Source organism: Streptomyces sp. NPDC040610 (assembly GCF_055594065.1).
The window spans coordinates 918,901-933,624 of record NZ_JBVIXA010000002.1 but is presented as its reverse complement, the minus strand read 5'-3'; the positions used below and the strand labels follow the sequence as shown (position 1 = coordinate 933,624).

Genomic DNA, 14,724 nt, shown 5'->3' with positions numbered 1-14,724 from the left:
CATCAAGGAGGCGAGGACCATGTCCGCACTCGACGGAGCCGTAGTCGCGGTAGCCGGGGCCGCGGGTCCCGCGGGCCGGGCCACGCTGCTCAGGCTCGCTGAGGCAGGGGCCACGGTCGTCGCCTCCGACGCCGACGCGGCCCGCCTCGCGGAGGCCGTGGACGCGGCGAGGTACGCCCACGGCGGTGCCACGGTCACGGGCGACACCGTCGACCTGCTCGACCTGGAAGCGGCCCGCGCCTGGGCCGACCGCACCGAGAAGGAGTTCGGCCGCATCGACGGCCTGGTGCACCTCGTCGGCGGCTGGCGCGGCAGCGCCTCCTTCGCCGAGACCGACCTCGGCGACTGGGACGTCCTCGAGGACCTCCTGATCCGTACCGTCCAGCACACCTCGCTCGCCTTCCAGGACGGCCTGCAGCGCAGCGGCAACGGCCGCTATCTGCTGATCAGCGCCGCGGGCGCATCGAAGCCGACGGCGGGCAACGCGGCGTACGCGTCCGCCAAGGCCGCCGCCGAGGCCTGGACGCTCGCCCTCGGCGACGCCTTCCGCAAGGCCGGGGGCGACGAGGGGCCGCGCGCGGCGGCTGCCATCCTGGTGGTCAAGGCGCTGGTGCACGACGCGATGCGGGCGGAGCGGCCGAGCGCGAAGTTCGCGGGCTTCACCGACGTCAAGGAGCTGGCCGAGGCCATCGCCGGAGTCTGGGAGCGGCCCGCCGAGGAAGTGAACGGAAACCGTCTGTGGCTGACCGAGAAGCCGTGAACCCGCCCAAGACCGACGCGCGCCGGCACCACGACCCCGACGTCCGCGGCTTCGCGAGCGACAACTACGCCGGTACGCACCCGGAGGTGCTCGCGGCCCTCGCCCTGGCCAACGGCGGCCATCAGGTCTCCTACGGCGAGGACCAGTACACAGAAGCCCTCCAGCAGGTGATCCGCAGCCACTTCGGGGCGAGCGCGGAGGCCTTCCCGGTCTTCAACGGCACCGGCGCGAACGTGGTCGCGCTCCAGGCGGTCACCGACCGCTGGGGCGCGGTGATCTGCGCCGAGAGCGCGCACATCAACGTCGACGAGGGCGGCGCGCCGGAGAAGGTCGCGGGCATCAAGCTGCTCACCGTGCCGACGCCCGACGGTAAGCTCACCCCTGAGCTGATCGACCGTCAGGCGTTCGGCTGGGAGGACGAGCACCGCGCGATGCCGCAGGTCGTCTCGCTCGCCCAGAACACCGAACTGGGCACCGTCTACACCCCGGACGAGATCCGCGCCATCGTCGAGCACGCCCACGGCCTCGGCATGCGGGTGCACCTCGACGGCGCGCGGATAGCCAACGCCGCCGCGGCCCTGAACTTCCCGATGCGGACGTTCACGAACGCGCTCGGCATCGACATCCTCTCGTTCGGCGGCACCAAGAACGGCGCGCTGTTCGGCGAGGCCGTGATCGTCCTGAACCACGACGCGGTGCGCCACATGAAGCACCTGCGCAAGCTGTCCATGCAGCTCGCGTCGAAGATGCGGTTCGTCTCCGTGCAGTTGGAGGCGCTGCTCGCCAAGGACCTGTGGCTGCGCAACGCCCGGCACGCCAACGAGATGGCGCAGCGCCTGGCCGAGGGCGTCCGCGCGGTGCACGGCGTGGAGATCCTTTATCCCGTCCAGGCCAACGCCGTCTTCGCGCGCATGCCGCACGACGTCAGCGAGCGCCTGCAGAAGCGCTTCCGGTTCTACTTCTGGGACGAGGCGGCCGGCGACGTCCGCTGGATGTGCTCCTTCGACACCACCGAGGACGACGTGGACGCTTTCGTAGCGGCGCTGAAGGAAGAAATGGCGCGCTAGCAGCACCGCCCCGCGGGCACGAAGTGCATAAGTATGTGGCCGATCGAAAAGTCATTGACTGTCGATCGGCCGCTTTCTTATGCTCCCTCGCCATGCGACTGATCCAGCAGACCCCGGACCTCTCGGCCTATCTCGCGGCGGACGAGGTCATCGACCATACGCATCCCCTCGTGCGCGAGACGGCGGCCCGGCTCGCCAAGGACGTGGCCGACTCCTACGCATACGCCCGCGCCGCCTACGAGTTCGTGCGCGACACCGTCCCGCACTCCGCGGACTCCGGCGACCTGCGCGTCACCTGGCGCGCCTCGGACGTCCTGGAGCAGGCGACCGGCATCTGCCACGCCAAGGCCCACGCCCTGGCGGCGCTGCTGCGCGCCGAGGACATCCCGACGGCCCTGTGCTATCAACGCCTCCTGCACGACGACGGCAGCGGCTTCGCCGTCCACGGCCTTGTCGCCGTGCGCCTCGACGGCGCCTGGCACCGGCAGGACCCGCGCGGCAACAAGCCGGGCGTGGACGCGCAGTTCTCGCTCGACGGCGAACGGCTCGCCTGGATCCCGGACGCCTCGGCGGGCGAGGTCGACCACCCCGAACTCCACGCGTCCCCGCACCCGTCGGTGCTCGCCAGCCTGCAAGGGGCCGCCGACCGGCCGCACTTGTGGGACACGCTGCCGACGGAGCTCCCGGCCGCCCGCTGAGGGTGCGGTCATTCATCGGAGGACAGGTCGAGTACGTGAAGCCAATGCACCCGCAAGCCCCATGCATGGCGCATTGGTTGGCGATTCATCCGACCTATTCCTGTCGAATTCCTTGACGCGTACCCGTCCCGACGTCGATGCTGCGTGCCGTCCGCGTTGTCGCGTCATCGCGTTGTCGCGCTGTCGCGCCGTCCTCCGTCGGAAGGCTTCGCCATGTCCCCCATCTCGCGGCGCGCGTTCGTCGCAGGCACCTCCGGAGCGTTAGTGGCGGCCGGGTCACCTGTCGCCTGGGGCAGACCCCCGGCCGCCGCACCGGACGACGTGCACGCCGCACTGCTGCGCGACGCCGCGATGGTGTGGAGACGCCTGCCCGGCGGCTGGCAGGAGGGCCCGTTCCTCGGCAACGGGTTCCTCGCCGCCCATCTGTACGCCAAGCCCGGCGAGGGCAACGTACTGCGCATCATGATCAACCACTCGTACGTGCAGGACCAGCGCGGCCAGTGGGAGGCCGCGATCGGCTACTCCCGGCTCGGCGTGGGCTACCTCACGCTGACCCTCGCGGGCACCATCACCGGCGTCGACTGGCGGCTCGACCTCGACAACGCCGAGCTGACCGGCACCATCACCACGGCACGCGGCAGCGTGCGGTTCACCGCCCTGATCCTCAGTCAGGAAGACGTCCTGCTGGTGTCGTCGGAGCCCAGCGCGGGCGAGGAGGCGGCCGCCTGGGGCTTCACCGCGCTGCCCTCGCACACCACCCGCACCACCCGCGTCCCGCCCGACTACACCGCGAACCCCGACCCGACGACCGCCCCCGGCATCGTCGAACAGCCCCTGCACGCGGGCGGCGGCTACACCACCGCCTGGCGCGAGGTGCGCTCCGGCACGAAAAGGCTCCTCGCGGCCACGATCGCGTACGGACACCCCCGGTCGACCGGTCGCGAGGAGGCCGAACGCACCGTGGCGCGCGCCCTCGACGGCTCGCCCGCGCGGGCCATCGCCCGCCACCGCGACTGGTGGCACGCCTTCCACCGGCGCAGCTTCGTGTCCGTACCCGACAAGAAGGTGCAGCGCTTCTACTGGATCCAGCTCTACAAGCTGGCGTGCGCCACCCGCAGCCACGGGCCCGTCACGCCCGTCTTCGGACCGTGGTTCCCGGAGACCGGCAACAACTGGACCAGCATCTGGTGGAACACCAACGTCCAGGTGACGTATCCGATCGCCAACGGTTCCAACCACCGGGAACTCGACGCCGTCACCCCGACGTTCGCCAAGTACCAGGAGAACCTGGAGTCCAACATCTGGCCGCGGCTGCGCGACGGCGACACCTACGCCCTGTGCCATCCCGGCGACTGGAAGCTGCGCTCCGGCCCGCGCTACGTCGGCATCCCCGGCGAGAGCCCCAACGACCACACCGGCAACCTCACCTGGGCCCTGCACAACGCCTGGGTCACCTACCGCCACCACATGGACGACGACGTCCTGCGGCACGTCATCCGCCCCGTCCTCGCCAAGGCCGTCCACTACTACGCCCGCCACCTCACCGAAGGCTCCGACGGCCGCCTCCACCTGCCCGAGACCCGCTCCCCGGAGTACGCCAACGCCTCCGACTGCACCTACGACCTCTCGCTGCTGCGCTGGGGCGTCACCACGCTCCTCGACACCGCGCGGCGGCTGCGCGTGAGCGACCCGCACGAGAAGCGGTGGCGCGACATCCGCGACCGGCTCGTCCCGTACCACGAGAACGAGAACGGCGTCATGATCGGCGACGGCGTCCCGCTCGCCGAGTCCCACCGCCACTACTCGCATCTCCTGTGGCTCTATCCGCTCCAGGAGAAGCTGGACCGGCGCACCTTCGACCACTGGACAAGCCGCCAGGACCGCTGGCACGGCTACAGCTACGCGGCCGCCGCCTCCATGGAGACGCTCTTCGGCAAGCCCGAGGAGGCCCTGCGTCACCTGCGGTTCTTCCTGGACGGCAACGTCACCGACAAGTGCGCGATGACGCCCAACACCATGTACCGCGAGGGTTCCAACTTCGCCCTGGAGAGCCCGATCAGCGCCGGGCAGTCCCTGCTCGACATGCTGACGCAGAGCCACGGGGGAGTGCTGAAGGTCTTCCCCACCGTGTCCCGCACCTGGGCGGACGCCAGCCTGCAACGGGTGCGTACTCAGGGCGCCTTCCTCGTCGACGCCTCGCGGCGCGGCGGCCGCACCGAGTGGATCAGGGTGGCGAGCGAGGCCGGGGAGCCGCTGCGGCTGCGGCACGGCATCACCGGCGCCGTCGACGTACGCGACGAGCGCGGGCGGCCGCTGCCGTACACGGGCCAGGACGTCATCAGCGTGCCGCTGCGGCGCGGGCAGACCGCGGTGATCACACCCAAGGGGGCCAGGCCCTCGCTGCGTCCGCGCGATGTGCGCGCGAACGGGACGGAGCCCGCCTGGGGGCTGCCGTAGGGGTGCGGAAATCGACGGAAGTCCATCATGGTGCACTTGGCAGTGCTCTATGCTGTACTTCCGTCGATTCCCGCGAACCAAGGCAGACCATGACGCTCACCCTCACCGTGTCCGACGAGGTGCGCACGCTCGCGCCCGGCTTCACCCACGTCGCCATCGAGGCGTACGACCTCGTCAACGGCCCCAGCACCGACGACACCTCCGCCCTGCTCGACGACGCCGCCCGCCGCCTCGCCGCGCGCCTCGACGGCCGCGCCCCGCACGAGGACCCGCACATGGTGGCCTGGCGCGCCGCCTACACGGCCTTCGGCGCCAAGCCCTCGCGCACCCGCAACTCCGCCGAGGCGCTGGCCAAGCGGGCACTCGCGGACGGCGGACTGCCGCGCATCAACGCGCTCGTCGACGTCTACAACGCGATCAGCGTGGCCCGTCTGATCCCCGTCGGCGGCGAGGACCTGGACCACATCAAGGGCGGCATGCGGCTGGTGCGGGCCACCGGGGACGAGGACTTCGTCACCATGGCGGCGGGCGAGCGAGCCGTCGAGCGCCCGGAGCCGGGCGAGGTCGTCTGGCGGGACGACGAGGGCGTCACCTGCCGGCGCTGGAACTGGCGGCAGGGCCCGCGCACCCGCCTCACGGAGGCGAGCGTGAACGCGATCTTCCTGCTGGAGGGCATGGGGCCGGACGCGGGCCTGGAAGCGGCGGGCGCCGAACTCGCCGAGCTCCTGGAGAAGGTCAGCCCGGGGGCCCGCATCACCGTCCACGAGCCGGTGGGCTAGGGCCGATCGGACAGGCCCGGGGTGGCGCACCCCTCGTGGTGGCCCCTGGGGGCCGGGTGGTGGGTCAGCCCGCCTCGGCGGCGCGGACCTCGGCGGGCGTCGGGGCCGTGCCGCCGAGGTGCGCCGGCATCCACCAGGTGTCCTCCGGGCCCTTGGGGCGCACGGGGTAGGCGCGCTGCGCGGCCTCCAGGAGCTCCTGGCAGCGCTCGCGCAGGCGGCGCGTGATCGCGCCCGCGTACTGGTCCTTGGGGGCTTCCATGCGCTCGCCGACGCGGATCGTGACCGGCAGGCCCTGGCGCTTGAAGTTGCGGGGGTGCCCCTTCGTCCACAGCCGCTGCGTGCCCCACAGGGCCATCGGGATCAGCGGAACCCCGGCCTCCTGGGCCATGCGCGCGGCACCGGACTTGAACGACTTCAGCGTGAACGACTGCGAGATCGTCGCCTCAGGGAAGACGCCGATGATCTCGCCGGCGCGCAGCGAGTCCAGGGCGTGGGCGTAGGCCGTCTCGCCCTGCTTGCGGTCCACCGGGATGTGCTTCATGCCGCGCATCAGCGGACCCGAGATCTTGTGCCGGAACACCGACTCCTTCGCCATGAAGCGCACCACGCGCTTCTGGGGCAGGGCAGCGAGGCCGTCGAAGATGAAGTCCAGGTAGCTGATGTGGTTGCTGACCAGGACCGCCCCGCCCGAGCGCGGAATGTTCTCGGACCCCTTGCAGTCGATCTTCAGGTCGAGAGCCTTGAAGAAGGTCTTGGCGGCGCCGATGACCGGTCGGTAGACGAGTTCTGCCATGGCTGGGGAGGGCCCTTCGTCTCTGCCGGAGGAGAGGGCCTCTGGCAGGAAGCTAAGTTACGGATCCGTAGGGTCTACGGCTCCGCCAGATCGTGCCCCAAGAACGAGCGGGTGGCCAGCCATGGTGCCCGTATCGCGCGAGATTCTCGTCACGTCGGAATCTTTCGGTACGCGTGTGCGCTGTAGCGATGGACGTATGTGGAGCCCCGGTGGGGCGGATCGATGCCCCCGGTGGGGGTGGGAAAGGCGGGGCGCGCGTGACAGGGGTGCGCGGAGACGGCGGCGGCGGGCCGCGGGGCGTGGCGAGGGCCGGTGCCACCCGGCCGGGTGCGGCTCGGCTCGGTGCGCGGGAACTCGGCGCGGAGCTGGGCGAAAGAGCCACCCTCGTGCAGTTCTCCAGCGCGTTCTGCCAGCCCTGCCGGGCCACCCGCAGGGTCCTCGCGGACGTCGCCGCCCTGGTCCCGGGCGTCGCCCACGTGGAGATCGATGCGGAGGGCGCCCTCGATCTCGTACGCGCGCTGGGTGTCGACAAAACCCCGACGGTGCTCGTCCTGGATGCCGCGGGGCGTGAGGTGCGGCGCGCGGCGGGACAGCCGCGGAAGGCCGATGTGATCGCGGCCCTGGGGGAGGCGATATGAGCGAAATGCGGCGCCCCGCCGGGCATTCGCATCCCGGAACGGGCTTGACTGCACCCGCCACCTATCGTCAGCCTGCTGCCATGCCCCAGGAGCTCCTTCTCTACGAGCGTGTCCACGTGGACCTCGCGCGCCATGCCAGTGCGCGCTGTTGGTCCCGCTGAGCAGCCACGGACCCGTTCGTACCTCTCGGCAGAAGGACACAACTCCATGACGGCCACGCCCGCCCTCTCCGCCCCCCAGCTCGCCACGCCCGACCTGCTTCGCTCCGCCTTCCGCAGGCACGCGGCCGGAGTCGCCGTGATCACCGCCCGGGGCACCGACCCCGTCGGCTTCACCGCCACCTCGCTCACCTCGGTCTCCGCCGAACCCCCGATGGTCTCGTTCGGCATCGGCACCGGCGCCTCCAGCTGGCCCGCGATATCCCAGGCCGAGCACGTCGGCGTCCACATCCTCGGCGAGCACCAGCAGGAACTCGCCGCGACCTTCGCGCGCAGCGGCGCCGACCGCTTCGGCGCGCCCACGCGCTGGTTCGACGGGCCCGAGGGCGTGCCGGTCCTCGAGGGCGTGCTCGCCTGGATGGTGTGCCGGATCGTGGCGCGGGTGCCCGCCGGGGACCACCGGGTGGTCCTGGCCGAGGCCGTCGCCGGAGACCCCGCGGGGGCGGGCCGTCCGCTGCTGTACCACCAGGGACGCTTCAACGCGCTGCGTGACTGAGAGTTCCCGATGACGCGGGGTGCGCGTGATTACGGAGCGTTGCGAAGGTCACAGTTCAAAGCGCTTGCTCAGGGGGAAAGTACTGGGTGTACTCATGAGTAATATTCCGGTTGGAGCGGGGGCCGCCCCAACCGGGACCCGCCGCTTCAGGCGCCTATGCTGCCTGCAAGAAGGCAGTGGCCCGATGCCGAGGCAGCAGCCCAGTAATGACGATGCAGTAGGAGAGCCGGCGTGAGCTTGAGGATCGTTGTCTGTGTGAAGTACGTGCCCGACGCCACCGGCGACCGGCACTTCGCCGAGGACCTGACCGTCGACCGCGACGACGTGGACGGCCTCCTCTCGGAGCTCGACGAGTACGCCGTCGAGCAGGCCCTGCAGATCAAGGAAGCGGCGGACGACGACGCCGAGATCACGGTCCTGACCGTCGGCCCCGAGGACGCCAAGGACGCGCTCCGCAAGGCCCTTTCGATGGGCGCCGACAAGGCCGTCCACGTCGAGGACGACGACCTGCACGGCACCGACGTCATGGGCACCTCGCTGGTCCTGGCCAAGGCCGTCGAGGAGACGGGCTACGACCTCGTCATCGCCGGTATGGCCTCCACCGACGGCACCATGGGCGTGCTGCCCGCGATCCTCGCCGAGCGCCTCGGCGTGCCGCAGGTGACGCTGCTCTCCGAGGTCTCCGTCGACGGGGGCGTCGTGAAGGGCCGCCGTGACGGCGACACCGCCTCCGAGCAGCTCGAGGCGTCCCTGCCCGCCGTCGTGTCCGTGACGGACCAGTCGGGCGAGGCCCGCTACCCGTCCTTCAAGGGCATCATGGCTGCCAAGAAGAAGCCGGTGAAGTCGCTCGACCTGGACGACCTGGACATCGACGCCGAGACCGTCGGCCTCGAGGGCGCCTGGACGAAGGTCGACTCCGCCGCCGAGCGTCCCGCGCGCACCGCGGGCACGATCGTCAAGGACGAGGGCGAGGGCGGCAAGCAGCTCGCTGAGTTCCTTGCGGGCCAGAAGTTCATCTGAGCTGAGCTTCAGTCACCCCTCACATCCCTAACTTCTTCGTAATCGCAGGAGATTGAAGTCCCATGGCTGAAGTTCTCGTCTACGTCGATCACGTCGACGGCGCCGTCCGCAAGCCCACCCTCGAGCTGCTCACGCTGGCACGCCGCATCGGCGAGCCCGTCGCCGTCGCGCTCGGCTCCGGCGCCGAGGCCACCGCCGCCACGCTCGCCGAGCACGGCGCGGTGAAGGTCCTCACCGCCGACGCCCCCGAGTTCGCCGACTACCTGGTCGTACCGAAGGTGGACGCGCTCCAGGCCGCCTACGACGCCGTGTCCCCGGCCGCCGTGCTGGTGCCGTCGTCCGCCGAGGGCAAGGAGATCGCGGCCCGCCTCGCGGTCCGGATCGAGTCCGGCATCATCACCGACGCCATCGACCTGGAGGCCGGTGACGAGGGTCCGGTGGCCACGCAGTCCGTGTTCGCGGCCGCGTTCACCACCAAGTCCCGCATCTCCAAGGGCACCCCGGTCATCACCGTGAAGCCGAACTCGGCGCCGGTCGAGGCCGCCCCGGCCGCGGGCACCGTCGAGGCCCTGACCGTGTCGTTCTCGGCCCAGGCCACCGGCACCAAGGTCACCGCGCGCACCCCGCGCGAGTCCACGGGCCGCCCCGAGCTGACCGAGGCCGCGATCGTCGTCTCCGGCGGCCGCGGTGTCAACGGCGCCGAGAACTTCGCGATCATCGAGGCGCTCGCCGACTCGCTCGGTGCCGCCGTCGGCGCCTCGCGCGCCGCCGTCGACGCCGGTTGGTACCCGCACTCCAACCAGGTCGGCCAGACCGGCAAGTCCGTGTCGCCGCAGCTGTACATCGCCTCCGGCATCTCCGGCGCCATCCAGCACCGCGCCGGCATGCAGACGTCGAAGACCATCGTGGCCATCAACAAGGACGCCGAGGCCCCGATCTTCGACCTGGTCGACTACGGCGTGGTCGGAGACCTCTTCGAGGTCGTCCCGCAGCTGACCGACGAGGTCAAGTCGCGCAAGGGCTGAGCCCGTCGGGTCGGGGAGCGCCGGGTCACCGGCTCTTCCGGCGGCCCGCGGCCGAGGCCGGACGAGGCCCCCGCTTCCGCCGTGCGCGGACGCGGGGGCCTCGCGCGTCACAGCGTCAGGCTCGCCTGCACCGGCAGGTGGTCGCTCGGGAACTGCCCGCCGAGCGAGAAGGTGTTGATGGCGGCCGTGTGCACCCGGGCGCCCGGCGTCGCCAGGATCCAGTCGATGCGGTCGCCGTCCGGCACGAGCGGCTTGTAGCCGTGGAACGTCGCGTACTGCTTGCTGCGCTCGTCCGCCGCGTCCCAGGTGTCGACGAGCCCGGCGTTCAGCATCGTCTCGTACACCGGGTTCTTGTGGGCCGCGACGTTGAAGTCGCCGGTGACGATCAGCGGCAGCGACCGGTCGAGGGTCGCCATCCGGTCGGTGATCAGGTGCGCGGCGCGCGTGCGCGCGTACTGACTCGCGTTGTCCAGATGGGTGTTGAGGACGTACAGCTCGCCGTCCGTGCGCCGGTCCAGGAAGCGGACCCAGGTCACCATGCGGATCGAGCCGCCACCCCAGGTGTTGGAGCCGATCACGTCCGGGGTGTCGGAGAGCCAGAAGTGGTCGTAGGCGACGGGCAGCAGCCTGCGCGTGTCGTAGAAGACCGTCATGAACTCGTCGCGGCTGCCGCCCGCGCGGCCCGTGCCGATCCACGCGTAGTGCTGCCCCAGGTCCTCGGCGATGTCCTGCACCTGCTGGTACAGCCCCTCCTGGGTGCCCACGACGTGCGGGCGGGCGCGCCGCAGCAGCTCCCGCGTGACGGGGCGGCGGTCGGCCCAGGTGTTCGGCGGGGTCGTCCCCGCGTAGCGCAGGTTGAACGACATCACCTCCAGGCGGCGGCCCGGGCGCTCCACCGCGCGGGCGGGCGACGCGGCCAGGGCGGTCGCGAGCAGCGGGACCGTGACGGCGGCGGCCGCGGCCGCCGTCCGCAGGCCGGAGCGGCGGGTCACTCGGTTGTCGGTCGGCACGCGTTCTCCTTCGTGGGGTCGCGGATGGTGCGTTCGGTCGCGGTCGGGCCACGGTCAGCGTGGAGTGCGCCCACGGGAGTGTGGAAGCACCATCTGAGACACGCGTGAACACGCGGGGACCGGCACGCGAGAAGGTGTTGACCAGCGGGAAGGTACACGGATAACTTCAGTATGCGGATGTTCAATTCCGTCAGACGGAAACACGGTCGATGGGGCCGTGGGTGTGAGTCACTGAGTACCGGTGTGGGTCACTGAACAGTGGAGGGTGCACGGATGGGTCAGCAGGAGAAGGTGTCCACGAGCCTCGCAGGTGCGGTCAGCGAAGGCATCAGCGCCTCGCTCGCGCCGGTCGACGCGGAGCTCGAACGCCGGTACCCGGGAGACCCCGGCACCCGCCAGCCCGTGCACACCGTGTACGTACCCGGTGAGGCCTTCGCCGCCGACACCATCCGCGACTGGGGCGACCGCGCCCTCGCCGCCCTCGACGAGCACGCCCCCGACGCCGCGTCCTTCGCCGCCGTCCTCGGCCTCGCCGACGAACTCGCCGAGCCCGTCTACGCGCGCGTGCGCGCCAAGCTGGAGCGCGAACCCGTCGAGGACCTGCGCGTCGACTTCGAGGACGGCTACGGCGGGCGCACCGACGCCGACGAGGACACCCACGCCGCCCGCGCGGCCCGTCTGATCGCCGAGGCCTACGCGAACGGCACGGCCGCTCCGTACATGGGCATCCGCATGAAGTGCATGGAGGCGCCGGTGCGCGACCGGGGCATCCGCACCCTCGACGTCTTCCTCTCCGGCCTCATGGAGGCGGGCGGGCTGCCCGACGGCCTCGTCCTGACCCTGCCCAAGGTGACCTACGCCGAGCAGGTCACCGCGATGGTGCGGCTCCTGGAGGAGTTCGAGAAGGCCCGCGGCCTCGCCGCAGGGCGGATCGGCTTCGAGATCCAGATCGAGACCAGCCAGTCCATCCTCGCCGCCGACGGCACCGCCGCCGTCGCCCGCATGATCGACGCCGCCGAGGGCCGCGCCACCGGCCTGCACTACGGCACCTTCGACTACAGCGCCTGCCTCGGCGTCTCCGCCGCCTACCAGGCCAGCGACCACCCCGCCGCCGACCACGCCAAGGCCGTCATGCAGGTCGCCGCCGCGGGCACCGGCGTGCGCGTCTCCGACGGCTCCACCAACGTGCTGCCGGTGGGCCCGACCGCGAAGGTCCACGACGCGTGGCGGCTGCACTACGGCCTCACCCGGCGCGCCCTGGCCCGCGCCTACTACCAGGGCTGGGACATGCACCCCGGCCACATCCCCACGCGGTACGCGGCCGTCTTCGCCTTCTACCGCGAGGGCTTCGAGCAGGCCGCCGCCCGCCTCGCCGCCTACGCCAACCGGACCGGCGGGGACATCGCCGACGAGCCCGCCACCGCCAAGGCCCTCGCCGGGTACCTGCTGCGCGGCCTGGACTGCGGGGCGCTCGACACCGCCGAGGTCACCCGGCTCACCGGCCTGACCCTCGCGGGGCTCCAGGTGTACGCGGGGCCGCGTCGGGGGGACCTGACGCCGTCGGCGAAGTGAGGCCGCGCGGGCGTCCTGCGGGCGGCGTGAGACGTCCCGCACCGGCTGTCACTCCTGCCCCGTACTCTGTACGCCACACAGCACATCAGCACGACGGCGGCACAGGGATCACAGGGACGGGGCAGCGGTGTCTTCGGGGGAACAGGGACAGACGGACGGGATCGGCCGCGTCCTCGCCGGGCGGTATCGCGTTCTCGCGCAGCTCGGGCGCGGCGGCATGGGCGTGGTGTGGCGCGCCCTCGACGAGGTGCTGCACCGCGAGGTCGCGGTCAAGGAACTGCGCACCTACACCGACACCGCCGGGCCCGAACTGGCCGACCTGCGGCTGCGCATGCAGCGCGAGGCCCGCGCGGCGGCCCGGGTGCGCCACCCCGGAGTCGTCGCCGTGCACGACGTCACGGAGGTCGACGGACGGCCGCTGATCGTCATGGAGCTGGTCGACGGCCCCTCCCTGGACGACGTCCTGCGCGACCGGGGCACGCTCGACCCGCGCGAGGCCGCGGCCATCGGCGCCAAGGTCATGGCCGCGCTCGCCGCCGCGCACCAGGTCGGCGTCCTGCACCGCGACGTGAAGCCCGGCAACATCCTCCTCGGCACCGGCGGCCGCGTCGTCCTCACCGACTTCGGCATCGCCACCATGGAGGACCCCGGCGACGGCTCGGCCACCCACCTCACCCGCAGCGGCGAACTCGTCGGCTCCCTGGACTACTTGGCACCCGAGCGCGCCCAGGGCCAGGAGCCGGGACCCGCCTCGGACGTCTGGGCGCTCGGCGCCACGCTGTACGCGGCCGTCGAGGGCGCCTCGCCGTTCCGCCGCACGTCCACGTGGTCCACGCTCACCGCGATCGTTGTCGAGCCCCTGCCCGTGCCGCTGCGCGCGGGCACGCTCATGCCGGTGCTGCGACTCCTCATGGACAAGGACCCGCAGGCACGGCCGGACGCGGAGGGCGCGCGGCTGTTGCTGGAGCAGGTGGCTGCGGGGGAGTCGATCTCGGAGGGTGCGCCGGGGGCGGGGAGTGCTGCGGGGGCTGTTGGCGGGGGATCGGGGGATGTGGGGGCCACTGGGCCTCTTGGGGCTGCCGGGCCTGTGGGGGCGGGTGGCCCTCCTGGAGTGGGCGGCCCTCATGGTGCGACCGGGCCTCTCGGGTACGCGGAGTCGTCGTCCCAGGGCGTCGGGGGCGGGGAGCGCGAGCCCACGGTGCGCCATGTGCCGACCGCGCCGCCGCCCGGGTTCGGCCCGCCTCCTGGTGGGGTCGGCGGGGCCGTGGGGCACGGGGGGCCGGGGGCGCCCGGGGAGCCCGCGGCGTTCGGCGTGCCGGGTGCGGCGCCCGCGGGATCCATACCCGCGCCCGCTCCGGAGCCCTCCGGTCGGCGTGCCGCGCGGGCGGGCCGACCGCGCCGCGGCAAGGCCCTGCTCGCCGCCGCGGCCGTGGCGGTGGTCCTCGCGGTGACGGGCGTGACCGTGGCCGTGCTGTCCGGCGGGGACGACAAGAAGGACCAGGCGCGGGACGCACAGGACGCACAGGACGCGCAGGAGGCCGGGGGCACGGCCGAGCCGGGCTCGGACGCGAGCCGGGGCGCGCTGGACCTGGACGGCTCGAAGCCCTCGAAGCAGGGGGACAAGAAGCAGAAGCCCTCCAAGGACGCCGAACGCCCCGACAAGGCGGGCAAGGACGACCGGGACGGCGACGGCAAGAAGGGCGACGGGGAGTCGGACGACGACTCCGGCTCCGGTTCCGGGTCCGACTCCGGCGACAAGACCGACGCCCGCCCCAAGGAGTCGTCCAAGCCGCCGAAGAGCGGTACGTCCGGCGGTTCCTCCGGCGGCGACGAGGAGCCCGCGTGCCATCCCGCGGGCGGCGGCAAGTACAACTGCTCGGTGTGGCGGACCGCGAAGTCGTACCAGGCGTCGGGCGCCGAGGCGGGCGTCCTCAACGCGGGCACCAACTACTTCTACTGCCAGCAGAACCTCGGCCGTCGCGAGACGCACGGCGAGTGGACCAACGTCTGGTGGGCGAAGACGGACGACGACAGCGGCAACACGAATGTGTTCGTGAGCGACGTGTACATCCGGGGCGGCGACAACGACAAGCCGCTGCCGGGGCTGCCGACCTGCTGATGGGGGACCGCCCGGCCTGAGGGCCGGGCACGCCGTGAATAATCCGTTTGCGCGGACCTCGCGGAGGCGCGG

General features: G+C 71.9%; 13 protein-coding genes. 11 read left to right on the top strand and 2 right to left on the bottom strand.

Going from position 1 to position 14,724, the window contains the following annotated elements; genetic code table 11:
• The first annotated feature begins 19 nt into the window (after positions 1–19).
• The 5 genes from ACZ6AA_RS10385 to ACZ6AA_RS10365 all read left to right on the top strand — a co-directional run bounded on the left by ACZ6AA_RS10385 (position 20) and on the right by ACZ6AA_RS10365 (position 5,761).
• Positions 20–760, top strand: a complete 741-nt coding sequence (locus ACZ6AA_RS10385; RefSeq protein ID WP_380853901.1) for an SDR family NAD(P)-dependent oxidoreductase — start codon at positions 20–22, stop codon at positions 758–760.
• Positions 757–1,827, top strand: coding sequence for a threonine aldolase family protein (locus tag ACZ6AA_RS10380; protein WP_471457863.1), 1,071 nt, complete (start codon positions 757–759; stop codon positions 1,825–1,827). Before ACZ6AA_RS10385 ends, ACZ6AA_RS10380 begins: the two co-directional genes overlap by 4 nt.
• A 92-nt stretch (positions 1,828–1,919) precedes the next feature.
• Positions 1,920–2,525, top strand: a complete 606-nt coding sequence (locus tag ACZ6AA_RS10375) for a transglutaminase domain-containing protein (protein ID WP_471457344.1) — start codon at positions 1,920–1,922, stop codon at positions 2,523–2,525.
• A 213-nt stretch (positions 2,526–2,738) separates the two neighbouring features.
• Positions 2,739–4,982: a glycosyl hydrolase family 95 catalytic domain-containing protein gene (locus tag ACZ6AA_RS10370; RefSeq protein WP_471457342.1), complete on the top strand. Its 2,244-nt coding sequence runs from the start codon at positions 2,739–2,741 to the stop codon at positions 4,980–4,982.
• 89 nt (positions 4,983–5,071) lie between these two features.
• Positions 5,072–5,761: a B3/B4 domain-containing protein gene (locus tag ACZ6AA_RS10365; protein WP_468458419.1), complete on the top strand. Its 690-nt coding sequence runs from the start codon at positions 5,072–5,074 to the stop codon at positions 5,759–5,761.
• 64 nt (positions 5,762–5,825) lie between these two features.
• On the opposite strand, the gene ACZ6AA_RS10360 is transcribed toward ACZ6AA_RS10365, so the two are convergent.
• Positions 5,826–6,554, bottom strand: coding sequence for a lysophospholipid acyltransferase family protein (locus ACZ6AA_RS10360; RefSeq protein WP_468458417.1), 729 nt, complete (start codon positions 6,552–6,554; stop codon positions 5,826–5,828).
• Positions 6,555–6,853: 299 nt separating this feature from the next.
• Between ACZ6AA_RS10360 and ACZ6AA_RS10355 the strand changes: the two genes are divergently transcribed.
• The 4 genes from ACZ6AA_RS10355 (at position 6,854) to ACZ6AA_RS10340 (ending at position 9,951) form a co-directional block, all read left to right on the top strand.
• Positions 6,854–7,192, top strand: coding sequence for a TlpA family protein disulfide reductase (locus ACZ6AA_RS10355; RefSeq protein WP_468483240.1), 339 nt, complete (start codon positions 6,854–6,856; stop codon positions 7,190–7,192).
• 207 nt (positions 7,193–7,399) lie between these two features.
• Positions 7,400–7,906, top strand: coding sequence for a flavin reductase family protein (locus ACZ6AA_RS10350; RefSeq protein WP_471457340.1), 507 nt, complete (start codon positions 7,400–7,402; stop codon positions 7,904–7,906).
• A gap of 231 nt (positions 7,907–8,137) precedes the next feature.
• The gene (locus ACZ6AA_RS10345; RefSeq protein ID WP_468458414.1) at positions 8,138–8,926 is read left to right on the top strand and encodes an electron transfer flavoprotein subunit beta/FixA family protein; all 789 of its coding nucleotides are present in this window, start codon (positions 8,138–8,140) and stop codon (positions 8,924–8,926) included.
• A 62-nt stretch (positions 8,927–8,988) separates the two neighbouring features.
• Positions 8,989–9,951, top strand: coding sequence for an electron transfer flavoprotein subunit alpha/FixB family protein (locus ACZ6AA_RS10340; RefSeq protein WP_468483210.1), 963 nt, complete (start codon positions 8,989–8,991; stop codon positions 9,949–9,951).
• Positions 9,952–10,058: 107 nt separating this feature from the next.
• Here ACZ6AA_RS10340 and ACZ6AA_RS10335 read toward each other — a convergent pair whose 3' ends face one another.
• Positions 10,059–10,961 carry an endonuclease/exonuclease/phosphatase family protein gene (locus ACZ6AA_RS10335; RefSeq protein ID WP_468458410.1) on the bottom strand — a complete coding sequence of 301 codons (903 nt, stop codon included), beginning with the start codon at positions 10,959–10,961 and terminating at the stop codon, positions 10,059–10,061.
• A 273-nt stretch (positions 10,962–11,234) separates the two neighbouring features.
• On the opposite strand from ACZ6AA_RS10335, the gene ACZ6AA_RS10330 reads away from it, so the two are divergent.
• Both ACZ6AA_RS10330 and ACZ6AA_RS10325 read left to right on the top strand, forming a co-directional pair.
• Entirely contained in the window at positions 11,235–12,533 is a 1,299-nt protein-coding gene (locus ACZ6AA_RS10330; protein WP_468458408.1) for a DUF6986 family protein, read from the top strand.
• Between the two features lie 127 nt (positions 12,534–12,660).
• Complete coding sequence (locus tag ACZ6AA_RS10325; protein ID WP_471457338.1) at positions 12,661–14,652, top strand: serine/threonine-protein kinase; 1,992 nt, start codon at positions 12,661–12,663, stop codon at positions 14,650–14,652.
• The last annotated feature ends 72 nt before the right edge of the window (positions 14,653–14,724 follow it).

Bases quoted from the DNA above. Each gene is read 5' to 3' on its own strand.
- ACZ6AA_RS10370 (WP_471457342.1), top strand. From the start codon at position 2,739: ATGTCCCCCATCTCGCGGCGCGCGTTCGTCGCAGGCACCTCCGGAGCG.
- ACZ6AA_RS10365 (WP_468458419.1), top strand. From the start codon at position 5,072: ATGACGCTCACCCTCACCGTGTCCGACGAGGTGCGCACGCTCGCGCCC.
- ACZ6AA_RS10340 (WP_468483210.1), top strand. From the start codon at position 8,989: ATGGCTGAAGTTCTCGTCTACGTCGATCACGTCGACGGCGCCGTCCGC.
- ACZ6AA_RS10375 (WP_471457344.1), top strand. From the start codon at position 1,920: ATGCGACTGATCCAGCAGACCCCGGACCTCTCGGCCTATCTCGCGGCG.
- ACZ6AA_RS10360 (WP_468458417.1), bottom strand. From the start codon at position 6,554: ATGGCAGAACTCGTCTACCGACCGGTCATCGGCGCCGCCAAGACCTTC.
- ACZ6AA_RS10385 (WP_380853901.1), top strand. From the start codon at position 20: ATGTCCGCACTCGACGGAGCCGTAGTCGCGGTAGCCGGGGCCGCGGGT.
- ACZ6AA_RS10350 (WP_471457340.1), top strand. From the start codon at position 7,400: ATGACGGCCACGCCCGCCCTCTCCGCCCCCCAGCTCGCCACGCCCGAC.
- ACZ6AA_RS10330 (WP_468458408.1), top strand. From the start codon at position 11,235: ATGGGTCAGCAGGAGAAGGTGTCCACGAGCCTCGCAGGTGCGGTCAGC.